The organism is Acetobacterium bakii (assembly GCF_001263355.1).
In the GTDB taxonomy this organism is placed as follows: domain Bacteria; phylum Bacillota; class Clostridia; order Eubacteriales; family Eubacteriaceae; genus Acetobacterium; species Acetobacterium bakii.
In genome coordinates, this window is record NZ_LGYO01000037.1 from 1 (window position 1) to 14,541 (window position 14,541).

Sequence of the window (14,541 nt, forward strand, 5' to 3'; positions counted from 1 at the left end):
TGTATATTGTATCGTCATTTCCCGATGTTGTCAAGTTGTTTCTGAAAGTTTGTTTTTATGTTTTTTTGGAGGCGCCACCCAGATTTGAACTGGGGATGAAGGTGTTGCAGACCTGTGCCTTACCACTTGGCTATGGCGCCTTATAAATTGGAGCGAAAGACGAGATTTGAACTCGCGACCCTCGCCTTGGCAAGGCGATGCTCTACCACTGAGCTACTTTCGCTGATGGTGGTGCCCAAAGGCGGAATTGAACCACCGACACGAGGATTTTCAGTCCTCTGCTCTACCGACTGAGCTATTTGGGCATAAAATAATAATTTCTTTATTGTCTTCAACCGATTGTAATTACCCACACTTTGCCTAACTAAGTGATTCACACCAAATTAAAAATTTGGGTTCTCTACTTGGCGACTGAGCAACAAAAGATATTTTCATTAACAATTGTGTGTTTTGCATCTTTTTTTCTTTAGTGAAAAATGGCGACCTGGAAGGGACTCGGACCCTCGACCTCCAGCGTGACAGGCTGGCATTCTAACCAACTGAACTACCAGGCCTCCTAAGAAAAAATGGTGGTCGCAATAGGGCTCGAACCTATGACCCCCTGCTTGTAAGGCAGGTGCTCTCCCAGCTGAGCTATGCGACCATCACTTAAGATACAAGCGTTATTATACGGCAGGAAAGTATAATTGTCAATCACTTTCTTAAGTTTTCTTATTTTTTCTCTGCAATGATTTGTATTCGCTCGCCTTCGTTACTGCCTGGGTTGTAGGATCCAAAATCGAAAAATTTGATTTTATGAAATCCAATGTTTAATAAACATCGATTAATTTCATCGATAGTATACATATATTGGGTCTGTGTCTCCTCATATCGATTGTAGGTTTCATTGGGATTTTTAGAAAAAAATGTCAGATTAAAATGCATTTCACCTTTTGTAAAATCCGGTTCATTTTCCCACACACAAAATACGTCGTCAGTATCATAAACATAGGTGTTATCCATAATAGTTTTTTTATATTTGGTCACGGTATTTATGTCAAATAAAAGCAATCCTTTGCTTTTTAAACTATCATGGCTGCAAACCAAAAAACTCTGGATGGCTTCCAGAGTTGGCAGGTAATTAACACTGTCACAACATGAGATCACCGCATCATAATTTTTATCAATTTTGAAATTGCTCATGTCTCCGAGATAAAACTGAATGTTCTTTAAATCCATTGCATCTGCTTTTTCATCAGCAATGGTTAACATTGCTTCGGATATATCAACCGCAGTCATCTCAAAGCCTTTTTTAGCCAAATTACAGGTGATATTTCCGGTGCCGCAGCCAAATTCCAAAACTGATTTTATTTCACGATTCGCATTCAAAAAAAGCCGTTGCAAGTATTCGGACCATTGAGAATAGTCGATTTCTTTCATAAGTTCATCATAAACCTGTGCAAATTCCTGGTACATAAATTGAAGCCTCCTGGATTAATATTTTTTTTTATAATTTATAAATTTCAGTGACATTTCCAGCCCTTTGATCAATACCTTTTCATCAAAATCAAATCGTGATGAGTGTAAATTTTCATCAAATCCTTTGCTGGCGTTGCCGGTTCCAATCCCGATAAACAACCCAGGAATTTCTTTTTGATAATAGGAAAAATCCTCTGCGAGCATGACCTTTCGAAAAACTACTCGATCTTTGGGCTCACAAAGCTTTAAATAAATATCATAGAGTGATGCATCATTAATAACTGACGGATACATATCCACAAATTCCAAATCAATGGTACAGCCATGGATGAGTTCAACCCCTTTGGCTACCTCTCCCATGCGGTTTTGTAGCATAAGATGGGTTTCTTCACTAAAGGAACGCATGGTTCCCCCTATTTTAACTTCTTCTGCGACCACATTTATGCGTGTTCCCCCGTTTAGTAATCCAATGGCAATAACGACGCTTTTCATGGGGTTGACGTTGCGGCTGACAATGCTTTGAATTCCGGTAATAAGAGATGCACTTGCCACTATAGCATCAACACTGCGTTGCGGTTGGGCAGCATGTCCACTTTTCCCATGGACGGTAAAATAAAACCCACTGTTTTGTCCCATCATGGGTCCTGAGGTTGTGCTTAGCATGCCTTCCTTTATAAAGGGAAAGAGATGATATCCGAAAATAGCTTTGACATCATACTTTTTTAAAATACCCGTCTTAACAATGGGCTCTGCCCCTCCCGGACCTTCTTCTCCTGCTTGAAAAATCAGCAGTACACTTCTTTTTTTTTCTTCGGGGTGATCTGCCAGATATTTAGCCAATAGTAAATTCATAGTCATATGCCCATCATGACCACAGGCATGCATCCATCCCGGATAAATTGATGCAAACCCATGCTCTGTTTCTTCAGTGACGCATAGGGCATCCATATCAGCTCGGAATGCAATTGAATTATCTTTATCTTCTCCTTGAATATGCAAATTAATCCCGGCATTGCAAATCATTTCCGGTTGATAACCTAAATTTTCTAAATAGTTAATAATATATTTCTTGGTTTTGGGCAAATTAAGTCCTTCTTCCGGAATTTGATGAAGCTCCTGGCGAATTCGTATTGCCTCATCAAGATATGTATTTAACAACTCTATCTTTTGCATTTTTTCCCTTCCTTTTTTTAATTCAACAAAACCATTTTGAATGTATATTAATCATATCCGAAATATCCTCAAAATTCAATCCAATACACATGGATTTATTCCGCCACTGTCAGTGTATATGTGGTTCCATAGTTTGCTTTATCAAAAACAAAGGAATCTTTAAGGCCTTTGGTTACAATCATTTGATTATCACTGGTAATAAAAATCGCGTCCACACCAGGCGTCTTTTCAACCAGATCCAGCCCCTTATCAAGCCCCAAAAGAAAAAGGGTTGTGGATAAACAATCCGCATCGACCGATGATTCGGCAACAACGGTTACCTGAATCAGTCCTGATTCAGAAGGATATCCGGTAAAAGGATCAAGAATATGGTGATAGCGTCGTCCTGCGGCATCGGTAAAATAACGTTGATAGTCCCCAGAAGTTACAATGGATCCATCCTCTAAAGAAATGACTCCCAGATATCCATCTCCGGGATTCCTTGGGTCTTCAACCCCAACTCCATAAGCACTGCTATCGGCTTTACCTCCCATAACTAAAACATTCCCACCTAAATTAACAAGAGCATGTTTTATGCCTTCTTCTCTAAGGGATTCCATTACAACGTCTGCGATATAGCCCTTGGCGATGGCACCGAGATTGATTGACATCCCCGGATCTGTTAAATAGACCGTGTTATCCGAGGAATTTAAAACAATTTTTGTGTAATCAATTTTTTCCCGAACATTCAAGATGGATTCAAGAGGTGGCGCTTCTTTGACTTCCGGAGCATTAATGCTCCATAAATCAATAAGCGGACCAGTGGTAACATCAAAATAGCCAGAGGAAATCTTTGAATACTTAATACTTTTTTCAATAATCTGAAAGGTATCCTCTGAAACAGCCACCGGTTGAACCCCGGCATTTTGTTTAATCAAGTCAAGTTCACTGCCGGATGCAAAAGCTGTGAGACTACTATTGAGTTCTCTGATTTTATCAAACGGTTTTTCCAATAAGGTTGAATCTGACTCGCCATAAAGGGTAATACTCACAAAAGTATCAAGCAGAAAATCACTTTCTGTCACTGTTTTTCCCTGATCACATCCCGCAAATATCATCATAACGAGACTTATTGCCAGGATCAAACTAATTGTTCGAATTTTATTTTTTATTATTTTCATAACAATCTCAACCTTCTTGGAATTCTTTCTAAGTTTTAATATTATACCAAATTTTTAAAAAAAACACAAAAAAAGATGGTAATGACTTTACCATCTTTCGTTTATCATATAGAATATCTTCATAAGTTATTTCAAGTGATCAACTTAAAATTCAATCTAAAGAGGCATTTAATGAAGAAAAAAGAAATAATCACAATTATAATTCTATTGGCAATCGCCCTGGCCGGCATCGGACTTTTCTATGGTCTCAATGCCACAGAAGAACCGCTTTCAGTGCGTGTAAGTCATCAGGGCGAGGTTGTGGCAGTTCTCCCGCTTTCAGTCGATTGTACCGAAACATTCAGTGATGCCTCCGGATACAACACCCTTGAAATTTCTAATGGTCAGGCAAAAATTTTAGAATCTGATTGTTCAGAACAGATCTGTGTCCATACCCACAGCATATCAAACCCAGGAGAAACCATTGTGTGCCTGCCTCATAAATTAATTGTTGAAATCATCACCGGTGAAAACTAATGAATTCAAAATCCTATCGTTTGGTAATCCTTGGTCTTTACGTTGCCTTGGCACTTATTCTCAGCTATGTTGAAAGCTTTATACCATTGCCTCTTCCAGTCCCAGGAGCGAAGATTGGCTTACCCAATATTGTCACTCTGGTATCTCTGCTTACCATCGGCTGGCCCCTTACCATATTGGTTGTTGTTGCCCGCATTTTCTTAACCGGTTTTATGTTTGGAACACTATTTTCGATTATCTACAGTTTAGGTGGTGGACTCTTAAGTCTCTTAATCATGGGACTGCTGCTTCGCTTTGCCAAGGAGGGATATTCCCTTATCCTCATCAGCATTTTTGGTGCCATTGCCCACAACCTTGGCCAGCTTCTGGTTGCCGGAATTGTCCTTCAAAATGCAAACCTGGTTCTCTACTATTTTCCATTCTTAATGCTCATTGCCATTCCCACCGGTTTCTTTGTTGGTATTGTTGCCCGAGAACTCATGCGGCTGCTTAATAAAACAACCATTTTCAAGCGTCTTAATCCCTAATTTTCGGTAAGTGGACAGTAAACACCGTTCCCGTTCCCGGAATACTGTTAACTTCAATACTGCCATGATTGTTATATATGATGTGTTTTACAATGGCGAGGCCCAAACCGGTGCCTCCTTTTTCTTTAGAACGGCTTTTATCGACTCGATAAAAACGCTCAAAAATTCTGGAAACATCCTTTTCCGGAATCCCATAACCATGATCTTTCACATCAATTTTAATTTCTTCTTTATCCTGGCTTATCTTTACCAAAACACTTTGATTGATTTCCGAATATTTGATGGCATTATCAATAAGATTAATCATCATCTGGCGAAACTCATCAGGATTAAAGGTATGAACGATCTGCTCCTTTGAATCTAGTTTGAGAGTCATGCCTTTTGCCTCGGCGCTCAGTTTTAAAATATCAAAAATCTGACTGATTTCACGGTTAAGATCAAGTGATTCAGACTTTTCATTAAGGCCGCCCTTGTTTTCAAGATGGGACAATACCAGAATGTCATTTACCAGTCGGCTGAGGCGATCGCTTTCTTCGGAAATAATCCCATAAAAACGTTTGAGTGTCTTTTCATCCTTAATATTATTTTCCTGGATGGTTTCAATAAATCCTTTGATTGATGTAATCGGGGTCTTTAGTTCATGGGATACATTTGCTATAAAATCACGCCGCATCTTTTCCAGGCTTTTAATAAATGTTATATCTTCCAAAACAATGATATGTCCTTTTGCGATATTGTTGTTTTCAACAATGCGATTAATATAGATTCTAAGAAACTGATTGCCATTAATCCGGGATTCAAAACTCATTTTTGGGTTTTCTTCATTTTCCAGATGGAGCATCAATTCAAAAATAAACGATTCTCGATAAATTTCCAATATGTTTTTTCCAATAACTTTCTGATTCAAAGGTATTTTCAAAACTTTCCGAGCCGCTTCATTAAGATGAATAATATGGTTTTCATTATCAATTGCAATGACGCCATGGTTCATACTTGATAAAATAGATGTCAGTTCATCATTTTTTTTATCCATTTCTGTAAAAGAATCATTTAATTGAGACGACATCTGATTAAGTGATTCAACAAGTTCTCCTACTTTATCTTCCCGAATCATGGTAAGTTTTTCACCATATTTACCGGATGCAATTTTTCGCGCAAAGATGGATGCGTCATCAAGTGGTTTCAGTTCACGATTAATAAAATAGGCCACCAGCAGAATCGTTGCTAAAATACTAACCAGGATAATAAAAACAAGATTCTCGATCATTTGAAACATGGCGTCATCCATAGCATTGAGAGGCAAGGCAATTCTTAACACTGCCTCAAGATTGTTGTTATTGTAGTATGGGGCGGCAAAATAGATCATTTGATCTTTGATGGTTTTTGAATACCGAATCTCAGAGGTGGGTTTCCCTTCAAGAGCTCCAATAATCTCAGGTCGACTTTTATGATTTTCAATGGCATCCAACCCTTGTACGGATTCGTAAATAACTTCCCCTGAAGTATCTATCACAGTTAGACGCAATTCTGTACTGTCTGCAAAATTACTTAAATTTTCTGAATTTCCAGTCTCCATAAATGCCGGCAGCAAATAATTCATGATATAATGACTGTTTTTTTCGAGATTCCTCTCAGCATCTGCAAAATAGCTTTGTCGATAACTAAGGGTTGTAAACACACCACAGAAAACAATGCTTATAATGATGATAATAACGAATGCAATAGAAAGACGTTTTTTCATTGCTAGTCCTCTAGTTTTTCAACAAATCGATAGCCAACCCCGCGAACTGTTTCAATGAATTTTCGGCCACGCAGGGATTGATCTTCAATTTTTTTTCTTAAATACCGGATATGCACATCCACGGTTCTTGTTTCTCCATAATAATCAAAACCCCAAATCTGATCCAGCAACTGATCCCTGGTTAAAACCTGACCCGGATGGCTTGCAAGAAAAACCAGTAATTCATATTCTTTTAAGGTCAATGCAAGCTTTTTTCCATCAAGATAAACTTCGAATGCCTTAGGTTCAATGTAAAGTTCGCCGATCTTAATGGAATCTTCATCTTTTGATGCCAATAATTCTGTTCTTCGTAAAACTGCTTTTACCCTGGCACATAGTTCTTTGGTTCCAAAGGGCTTTGTCATATAATCATCAGCGCCAATTTCCAAGCCTAAAACTTTATCAAACTCCTCACTTTTAGCTGTAAGCATAATAATGGGAGTAAAAGAAATGTCCGGATTCGTCCGCACTTCCCTACAGATCGCAATCCCATCTTTTCCGGGAAGCATGAGATCTAAAATGATTAGATTCGGCTTATAGGCTAAAATTTTTTCAATGGCCAATGCGCCATCCTGAACGCCATCCACAGCAAATCCATGGGTTTCCAGATTATACTTTATTAATTCATATATATTCAATTCATCTTCAATTACAAGAATTTTTTTCATAGCATCTCCTTTTATTTCTTATGAATAAAATTATAACATATTCCATGTTAAGGCCTTGTAAATTTTTGAATTTAAGTGTAATCCTTTTACATAAAACTGAAAACGTTATATGTAAAATAATCATTGTATTCTATTGCGACACTCCATATAATGAACTTATCACATATAATCCTTTATTCCTAAGTGAATTACTCCCCTTTTTCATTTAGAAAAAGAGAACTGTTTCTATTCGAAGCAGTTCTTTTTTTATGCAAATTTAGCCATTTTGACATTCAACCAAACGGGTACTTTTTATTTTAAATTCTTCGCATCTGTGAAATCCTTGGATATTAGCCTTGAAAGTATTATTCAGGATGGGTTTATCAACAAAAAACAGTGACACGGATAATCCCGCGGCACTGTTTTTGCATTTAACTCACTATTCGTTTTTCTTGTTCAAATTTTTCTTAGCAGTCCCCATCATCAATTTTATGCGATTGAGTTGATTGACTTCGCTTGCCCCGGGATCATAATCAATGGGCGCAATATTTGACATGGGATACTTTTGGCGAATGGGTTTAATCATACCCTTTCCCATGACATGATTTGGCAGGCACGCAAAAGGCTGTACGCAAACAATATTTTCAATTCCATCTTCAATGAGTTCCATCATTTCCGCAGTTAAAAACCAGCCTTCACCACCTTGATTGCCAAGGGAAATGAGTTCTTGTGCCTTGGCAGCTTTTTTTTCAATGGTTGAGGGGGCATGGAAGTGAGTGCTTTCTTTTAATGCAATTTTCATATTTTTTCGTGCAAACTCCAAAAATTTTATCAGCAGTTTTGCCGTTTTCATTGATCGTCGGAGGCCCGAAAGTTCTTCATATTTATAAACCTGATTATAACAGCAATATAAAAAGAAATCCATAAGATCCGGCATGATAACCTCGGCGCCTTCATCTTCCAGAACCTTTTGGAGGTTGTTATTGGCGGTGGGATGGTATTTCACCAGAATCTCTCCGACAATGGCCACCTTTGGCAGTTTTTTATTGTTACGGGGCAATTCATCAAAATCTTTTACAATTTCCCGAACATTTTGCTTGAACACACGCAAACTGCCATCCTTCATGTTTTCTTTAACTTTTTTTCGCCAGTACTGATACAGAACCTCAGTTGAATCCGGATGCAGTTCATAGGGCCGGGTTGCGCTGACTACCCGCTGTAGCAGATCTCCATAAACAATCCCCATGAGCAATCTTGAAATCAATGGAAGTTTTAATTTGAAACCCGGGTTTTTTTCCAGACCAATTGCACTCAGAGAAATAACCGGAATCTGAGACATGCCCGCTGATTCCAATGCTTTTCGAATAAAAGCAACATAATTTGATGCCCGGCAGGGACCCCCGGTTTGGGTCATCAGCACCGAAACATTATCCAAATCATATTTTCCTGATTTCAGGGCTGCCATAATCTGACCGGTGGTAATGATGGTTGGGTAACAGGCATCATTATTCACATAGGTCAGGCCCTCTTCGATGGCTGCATTATCAACACTGGGCATGATCTCCAGATTAAATCCGTGACTTTCCATAGCTTCCTGAATAAAGTCAAAATGAATCGGCGACATCTGAGGTGCCAGAATGGTATGTTTCTTTTTCATGGCTTTGGTGAAAACCACACGCTGTGGCAAGGTTGTTGGAGGGATAACAATGTGATTGCGTTCTCTTTCTATCATGGCCGCCTTAAGCGACCGGATACGGATCCGAATCGCCCCGAGATTATTGACCTCGTCAATTTTAATCATGGTGTAAATATTTCCATTGCTTTCCAGAATTTCCTGGGTTTGCTCTGAAGTTACCGCATCAAGTCCGCAGCCGAAGGATGTCAATTGGACCAATTCCAGAAAATCGTGTTGATTAACCACATTGGCGGCCTTATAAAGACGACTGTGATATTTCCACTGGTCAAGAACCCGAAACTGTTCATCTTCTTTATTATCATAAAGATGAGCAATCGAATCTTCTGTGAGTACTGCCATGTCCAGTCCGGTAATAATATTATCCAGGCCATGGTTTACCTCTGGGTCCACATGGTAAGGACGCCCGGCTAAGACAATTCCCTTTTGTCCGGTTTTTTTCAAATAGGCAAGGGTTTCCTCACCTTTTTTTTGGATATCTTCTCTGAACACATCTTTCTCAGTTAGAGCTTCTTTCACAGCAACTGCAATTTCTTTTTTTGTGATCCCAAAGACATCAAATACTTCACACAACCGTTCTTCCAATCGTTTGTTATTATCAAAGGGAATAAACGGATTTAAAAAGGTGATGTTTTCCTTTTGAATATCCTCCTGATTATGCTTGATGGTCTCAGGATAGGAAACCACAATGGGACAGTTGTACCAGTTGTCAACCTTTTCGAACTCCTGTTCTTCATAAGGAATACAGGGATAAAATATGGTTTCGATGCCTTGATCAAGCAGGCTTTGAATGTGACCATGAGCCAGCTTTGCGGGATAGCAAACAGATTCCGAGGGAATGCTTTCCATTCCTTTTTCATATATTTTGCGATTTGACTCCGGGGAAAGCACAACCCGATATCCCAGGCTGGTAAAAAAGGTATGCCAAAACGGATAATTTTCATATAAGTTCAAAACCCTGGGAATGCCAATTTCTCCCCGGGGTGCGCTTTCAATGGGTAGAGACGCGTAATTAAAAACACGCTGATAGCGATATTGATAGAGATTGGGTAATCCCTGTTTGTTTTTGGGACTGCCTTCCCCAATCTCGCATCGATTACCGGTAATGTGTCGGCTGCCATCGTTGAATCGATTAATGGTTAACAGACAATTGTTACTACAACCGCCGCACCGTTTATGACCCACTTTAACTTCAAAATCATCCAGGGCATCCAGACTCAACACCCCGCTGCGTTCTCCGGGTTCATGATTTTCACGGGCAACAAGAGCCGCCCCAAAAGCACCCATTAAACCCGCAATATCAGGACGAATTACTTCTTTTTCGGTAATTTTTTCAAAGGTGCGCAACACTGCCTGGTTGTTAAAGGTACCACCCTGAACAATGATGTGTTCCCCTAATTCCCGGGGATTATGGATTTTAATGACCTTTTGAAGGGCATTTTTTATCACCGAGTAGGATAAGCCGGCTGAAATATCGCCAACTTCAGCCCCTTCCTTCTGGGCTTGCTTAACCTTGGAATTCATAAAGACCGTACAACGAGTTCCCAGATCCACAGGATTTTTTGCCAATAATGCGGAATCCACAAATTCTTTCATGGTTAAATCAAGGGATTTGGCAAAGGTTTCTAAAAAGGAACCGCAGCCTGAGGAACAGGCTTCATTTAAAATAATACTGTCAATGGTGCCATTTTTTATTTTCATGCATTTCATATCCTGGCCGCCGATATCCAGGATAAAATCAACTTCAGGTCTGAAATAACGGGCACCCTTATAGTGGGCGATGGTTTCGATTTCTCCAATATCCACTTTTAGGGCTTTCTTAATCAAACTTTCACCGTATCCGGTAACCGTTGATTTTCCAATATAAACATCATTGGGTAAGATCTTATAAATTTCTTTTAAAATTTTAATGGATTGAGCTAGGGGGCTCCCTTCATTTCCGCCGTAATAACTGAAGAGTAATTCCCCATCTTCGCTAATGAGCACCGCCTTGGTGGTGGTGGAGCCCACATCAACACCTAAAAAGCAACACCCACTATAATTATTGAGGTCCCGCTTCTTTACCTGGTTTTTATTATGGCGTTCCCTGAATTTTTCAAGTTCAGCTTCATTTTTAAATAAGGGTTCCAGATGTCCCACTTCATTTTCTAAAACAGAATCCAAATCACTGACTGCGGTCACCAGATCCTCCATCAGAATAAAATCTTCCTTTTCAGCTGAGTAGGCAGCTCCAATGGCCACAAAAAGATTGGATTTATCCGGAAAAATAATTTGGTCTTTGGTTAATTTGAGCGTTTCAATAAACCGTTCCCGTAACTCGGACAAAAAGTAAAGTGGTCCTCCCAGAAAGGCCACATTTCCCCGAATGGGATGTCCGCAGGCAAGCCCGCTGATGGTTTGATTCACCACCGCCTGGAAAATGGATGCGGCAATATCGGATTTCTCAGCTCCATCATTAATGAGTGGCTGAATGTCCGTCTTTGCAAAAACACCACACCGGGAAGCAATGGGATAAATCATGGTATGATTTTTTGACAGTTCATTCAATCCCTGAGCATCGGTTTTAAGAAGGGTGGACATTTGATCTATAAATGCACCTGTTCCACCGGCACAGGTGCCATTCATCCGTTGTTCAATGGCGCCCTTGAAAAAAGTGATTTTTGCATCTTCACCCCCAAGTTCAATGGCTACCTCAGTTTTAGGAATGCATCGTTCAACTGCCAAAGTCCCTGCCACAACCTCCTGAACAAACGGAATTTTCAACCACTGGGAAATCATCAGACCTCCGGATCCGGTGACACATACTCTTAAATTTAAATTACCCAATTTTTCGTAGGTTTCTTTTAACAAATTAACGATTGTTATTTTAATATTGGATAAATGTCTCCGATATTCTTCATATATAATTTCGTTTTTATTATTGATCACCACCACCTTGATTGTGGTCGAACCAATATCAATACCCATTTTTAAATTATTTTTCATTGAGCTTTATGACCTCTTCTCTGTTCATGTCAGTAAAATATTTTTCATTCTATATCTTTTTATACAAGGGCTTTAAACGCCTGTATAATCGTTTATATATCTTATTATAAATTTCTGTATATTTTTGTGCCTGTATGGCATCAGGTTTAAATGTTTTAGATTTCCTGACCATACAGTCTCCTGCGTCTTTAACGCTTTGAAATCTGCCTAAACCCACAAAAGTAGCCATAGCCCCGCCTAGTCCTGTAGTTTCATTGGTTTGTACCCGATGCACCGGGCGGTTGAATATATCCGCCATAATCTGGGCCACGCCATCACTCCGGGATCCACCGCCCGTAAGGCCGATGGATTCAATGGGTGTATTGGTTTTTGATTCAATGCGTTCAATACCTTCCAGTAAACCAAACCCCAAACCTTCGATAATTGCTCGATAAATGTGCTTTTTATTATGACCCTCTCTGAAACCAACCAAAGACCCCCGGGCTTCAGGACGATAGGCTTCCCGTCCCCAATAGGGTTGGTGGATTAAACCGTCTGCCCCTGTTTTTGTATCAATGAGGTAATCCTCCAGCAAAGAAAAAATAAGACCTGGATCCAGATGTCCCAGGAACTCGTCAATATACCAATCGACCATCCAAAACCCGTGGTAAATTGTAATCTCCGGATTATAGGAGTCTCCCTGGACCGCCGGGAAAGCCGGATAAAACGGAAAAAGTTCCACATATTTTGTGGTTGTAACCTGGACGGTTGCCTGTGTCCCCAGCGAAACCCCGGCGGTGTTAGGTGTAATTGCTCCTACGCCCAGTGTTTCGCACCCTTTATCGCTTCCCGATGAAACCACCGGAAGCCCAACCGGAAGTCCGGTTAGCGCTGCTGCGCTTGCCGTTAAATGACCAATAATTTCACAGGATCCAACCAACTCATAACGTTTTTCCGGTTCAATTTGAAGAACTATCGATTTAACATCGTAGCGGCCGCACCATTCTTTCCGTTTGTAGTCAAACGGAACATGTCCGGTGGTGGCTGAGCGGCTATCCATGATTTTTCCGGTAAGTTTAGTTAATAGATAGGTTGAAAGGAATACCAGCTTATCGGCTTTTTCCCAAATTTCCGGCTCATAAACCTTGATCCAATGGGCATGGGCATTTACACTGAAAGATTTTGCAAAATCGCTAAAACCAACGGCTTTAAATAACAACTCATAGGGCCAGGGATGTTTAAGTGGTTTTTCCAGGGTTCTTCGATCCAGCCAGCTGATAAAATCCCGGAGGGGTTCGCCTGTTTCATCCACCACCGTAATAATATCACGCTGACAGGCTATGTTCATTCCCTGGATTTTATTAAAAAGCTTTGGATAGTTTTCCCTGATTTTCTGGATTACCCCAACGAGACCGTTCCAAAACATTAATGGGGGAGCTTCTTTCCAATGCTGATTTTTCGAATAATAGCCATCATAGATTATTTCGCTTTTTCCCAATTCATTCCCATAGTCATCAAAGAGAATTCCGCGAATTCCTTTTGTTCCACAGTCAATGGTTATTACTATATTGTCAATTACTTTTTCTCCCAAGACCCAGTTCTCCAATTGTTTGTTGATTTTAGACTATTATATCAAATACTGGAAAATATGCAAAAAAAAAAGCACTATAAAAAAGATTTTACCCCTTAAATAACGCTTTTCTTTAATTTATTGCAATATTTTACAGATTTGAGACTAAATTGTGATTTTCTTAAAATCTTTTACTTGTTTTGTAATGGCAATTTCCGTTGGCAGGCGTTCAATGCTTGATGCACCGAAGAAGCCGCAAACACCGGTGGTTCGATCCAACACATATTTTGCATCTTCAGGTTCTGCCACCGGTCCTCCGTGTACAATAACCATTATATCCGGATTAACGGCTTTCCCGGCATCACATATTTCCTGGGTAAGCTTAACGCAATCGTCCAATGTTTTGGCAGAGGATGCTCCAATGCTTCCCTTAGTTGTTAAACCCATATGGGCCACTAAAACATCTGCCCCGGCCTTCGCCATTTTTTGGGCCTCTTCAACATTAAAGACATAAGGAGTAGTGACTAAATCAAGCTCGTGTGCCTTTTTAATCATATCAACTTCCAAATCGTAGCCCATGTTAGTTTCTTCAAGATTTTGCCGGAACACTCCATCAATCAGGCCAACGGTTGGAAAGTTCTGAACCCCTGAAAATCCAGCCTCTTTAACTTGTTTTAAGAACATTTCCATATCTCTAAAGGGGTCAGTGCCGCACACACCTGCTAAAACCGGGGTGTCCTTTACAATGGTAACCACTTCTCTGGCCATGTCCATAACAATGGCGTTCGCATCGCCATAAGACAATAAGCCTGCCAGTGATCCCCGTCCGGCCATACGGTAACGCCCAGAATTATAAATAATAATTAGGTCAACCCCTCCGGCTTCTGCACATTTTGCAGAAATCCCGGTACCGGCGCCGGCGCCGACAACAGAAATCCCTTTTTCGCCCTGTTCTCTTAATCTCCTTAATACTTCATCTCTTTTAATTGCCATTATTTTTCTCCTTAATTTTTATTTTATAATTAATTACGGAACTGCCGTGAGCTTCGCTGC

At 40.0% G+C, this 14,541-nt stretch carries 10 protein-coding genes and 5 tRNA genes; 2 read left to right on the forward strand and 13 right to left on the reverse strand.

The features are described 5' to 3' along the window. Positions 1-66: 66 nt before the first annotated feature. The 8 genes from AKG39_RS14070 to AKG39_RS14105 form a co-directional block, all read right to left on the reverse strand. A tRNA-Cys gene (locus AKG39_RS14070) sits at positions 67-140 on the reverse strand. Positions 141-148: 8 nt separating this feature from the next. Next, positions 149-223, reverse strand: a tRNA-Gly gene (locus AKG39_RS14075). A gap of 6 nt (positions 224-229) precedes the next feature. Next, positions 230-305 (reverse strand) — tRNA-Phe (locus AKG39_RS14080). A gap of 172 nt (positions 306-477) precedes the next feature. After that, positions 478-554, reverse strand: a tRNA-Asp gene (locus AKG39_RS14085). Positions 555-567: 13 nt separating this feature from the next. Then, a tRNA-Val gene (locus AKG39_RS14090) sits at positions 568-643 on the reverse strand. Positions 644-711: 68 nt separating this feature from the next. Then, positions 712-1,455 (reverse strand): class I SAM-dependent DNA methyltransferase, encoded by a 744-nt coding sequence (locus AKG39_RS14095; RefSeq protein ID WP_050741046.1) that lies wholly within the window; start codon positions 1,453-1,455, stop codon positions 712-714. An 18-nt stretch (positions 1,456-1,473) separates the two neighbouring features. Then, entirely contained in the window at positions 1,474-2,631 is a 1,158-nt protein-coding gene (locus tag AKG39_RS14100; protein ID WP_050741047.1) for a M20 metallopeptidase family protein, read from the reverse strand. 95 nt (positions 2,632-2,726) lie between these two features. Next, on the reverse strand, positions 2,727-3,791 hold the full coding sequence (locus tag AKG39_RS14105; protein ID WP_050741048.1) for an FAD:protein FMN transferase: 1,065 nt from the start codon (positions 3,789-3,791) through the stop codon (positions 2,727-2,729). Between the two features lie 171 nt (positions 3,792-3,962). Between AKG39_RS14105 and AKG39_RS14110 the strand changes: the two genes are divergently transcribed. Further along, entirely contained in the window at positions 3,963-4,307 is a 345-nt protein-coding gene (locus tag AKG39_RS14110) for a NusG domain II-containing protein (protein ID WP_050741049.1), read from the forward strand. Then, a complete protein-coding gene (locus AKG39_RS14115) occupies positions 4,307-4,834 on the forward strand; it encodes a Gx transporter family protein (RefSeq protein WP_050741050.1) in 528 nt (175 codons plus the stop codon). The genes AKG39_RS14110 and AKG39_RS14115 overlap by 1 nt, the downstream gene beginning before the upstream one ends. On the opposite strand, the gene AKG39_RS14120 is transcribed toward AKG39_RS14115, so the two are convergent. The 5 genes from AKG39_RS14120 to AKG39_RS14140 all read right to left on the reverse strand — a co-directional run bounded on the left by AKG39_RS14120 (position 4,824) and on the right by AKG39_RS14140 (position 14,481). Beyond that, a complete protein-coding gene (locus AKG39_RS14120; RefSeq protein ID WP_050741051.1) occupies positions 4,824-6,575 on the reverse strand; it encodes a sensor histidine kinase in 1,752 nt (583 codons plus the stop codon). The genes AKG39_RS14115 and AKG39_RS14120 overlap by 11 nt on opposite strands. 2 nt (positions 6,576-6,577) lie before the next feature. After that, positions 6,578-7,282: a response regulator transcription factor gene (locus AKG39_RS14125; RefSeq protein WP_050741052.1), complete on the reverse strand. Its 705-nt coding sequence runs from the start codon at positions 7,280-7,282 to the stop codon at positions 6,578-6,580. A 418-nt stretch (positions 7,283-7,700) separates the two neighbouring features. Continuing rightward, positions 7,701-11,939 (reverse strand): 2-hydroxyacyl-CoA dehydratase, encoded by a 4,239-nt coding sequence (locus tag AKG39_RS14130; RefSeq protein WP_050741053.1) that lies wholly within the window; start codon positions 11,937-11,939, stop codon positions 7,701-7,703. Positions 11,940-11,988: 49 nt separating this feature from the next. After that, complete coding sequence (locus AKG39_RS14135; RefSeq protein WP_050741054.1) at positions 11,989-13,509, reverse strand: FGGY-family carbohydrate kinase; 1,521 nt, start codon at positions 13,507-13,509, stop codon at positions 11,989-11,991. A 144-nt stretch (positions 13,510-13,653) separates the two neighbouring features. Beyond that, positions 13,654-14,481, reverse strand: a complete 828-nt coding sequence (locus AKG39_RS14140) for a phosphoenolpyruvate hydrolase family protein (protein ID WP_050741055.1) — start codon at positions 14,479-14,481, stop codon at positions 13,654-13,656. Between the last annotated feature and the right edge of the window lie 60 nt (positions 14,482-14,541).

Excerpts from the sequence above, each read along its gene's own strand:
- AKG39_RS14130 (WP_050741053.1), bottom strand. The coding sequence starts at position 11,939 with ATGAAAAATAATTTAAAAATGGGTATTGATATTGGTTCGACCACAATC.
- AKG39_RS14125 (WP_050741052.1), bottom strand. The coding sequence starts at position 7,282 with ATGAAAAAAATTCTTGTAATTGAAGATGAATTGAATATATATGAATTA.
- AKG39_RS14115 (WP_050741050.1), top strand. The coding sequence starts at position 4,307 with ATGAATTCAAAATCCTATCGTTTGGTAATCCTTGGTCTTTACGTTGCC.
- AKG39_RS14110 (WP_050741049.1), top strand. The coding sequence starts at position 3,963 with ATGAAGAAAAAAGAAATAATCACAATTATAATTCTATTGGCAATCGCC.
- AKG39_RS14120 (WP_050741051.1), bottom strand. The coding sequence starts at position 6,575 with ATGAAAAAACGTCTTTCTATTGCATTCGTTATTATCATCATTATAAGC.
- AKG39_RS14100 (WP_050741047.1), bottom strand. The coding sequence starts at position 2,631 with ATGCAAAAGATAGAGTTGTTAAATACATATCTTGATGAGGCAATACGA.
- AKG39_RS14140 (WP_050741055.1), bottom strand. The coding sequence starts at position 14,481 with ATGGCAATTAAAAGAGATGAAGTATTAAGGAGATTAAGAGAACAGGGC.
- AKG39_RS14095 (WP_050741046.1), bottom strand. The coding sequence starts at position 1,455 with ATGTACCAGGAATTTGCACAGGTTTATGATGAACTTATGAAAGAAATC.
- AKG39_RS14105 (WP_050741048.1), bottom strand. The coding sequence starts at position 3,791 with ATGAAAATAATAAAAAATAAAATTCGAACAATTAGTTTGATCCTGGCA.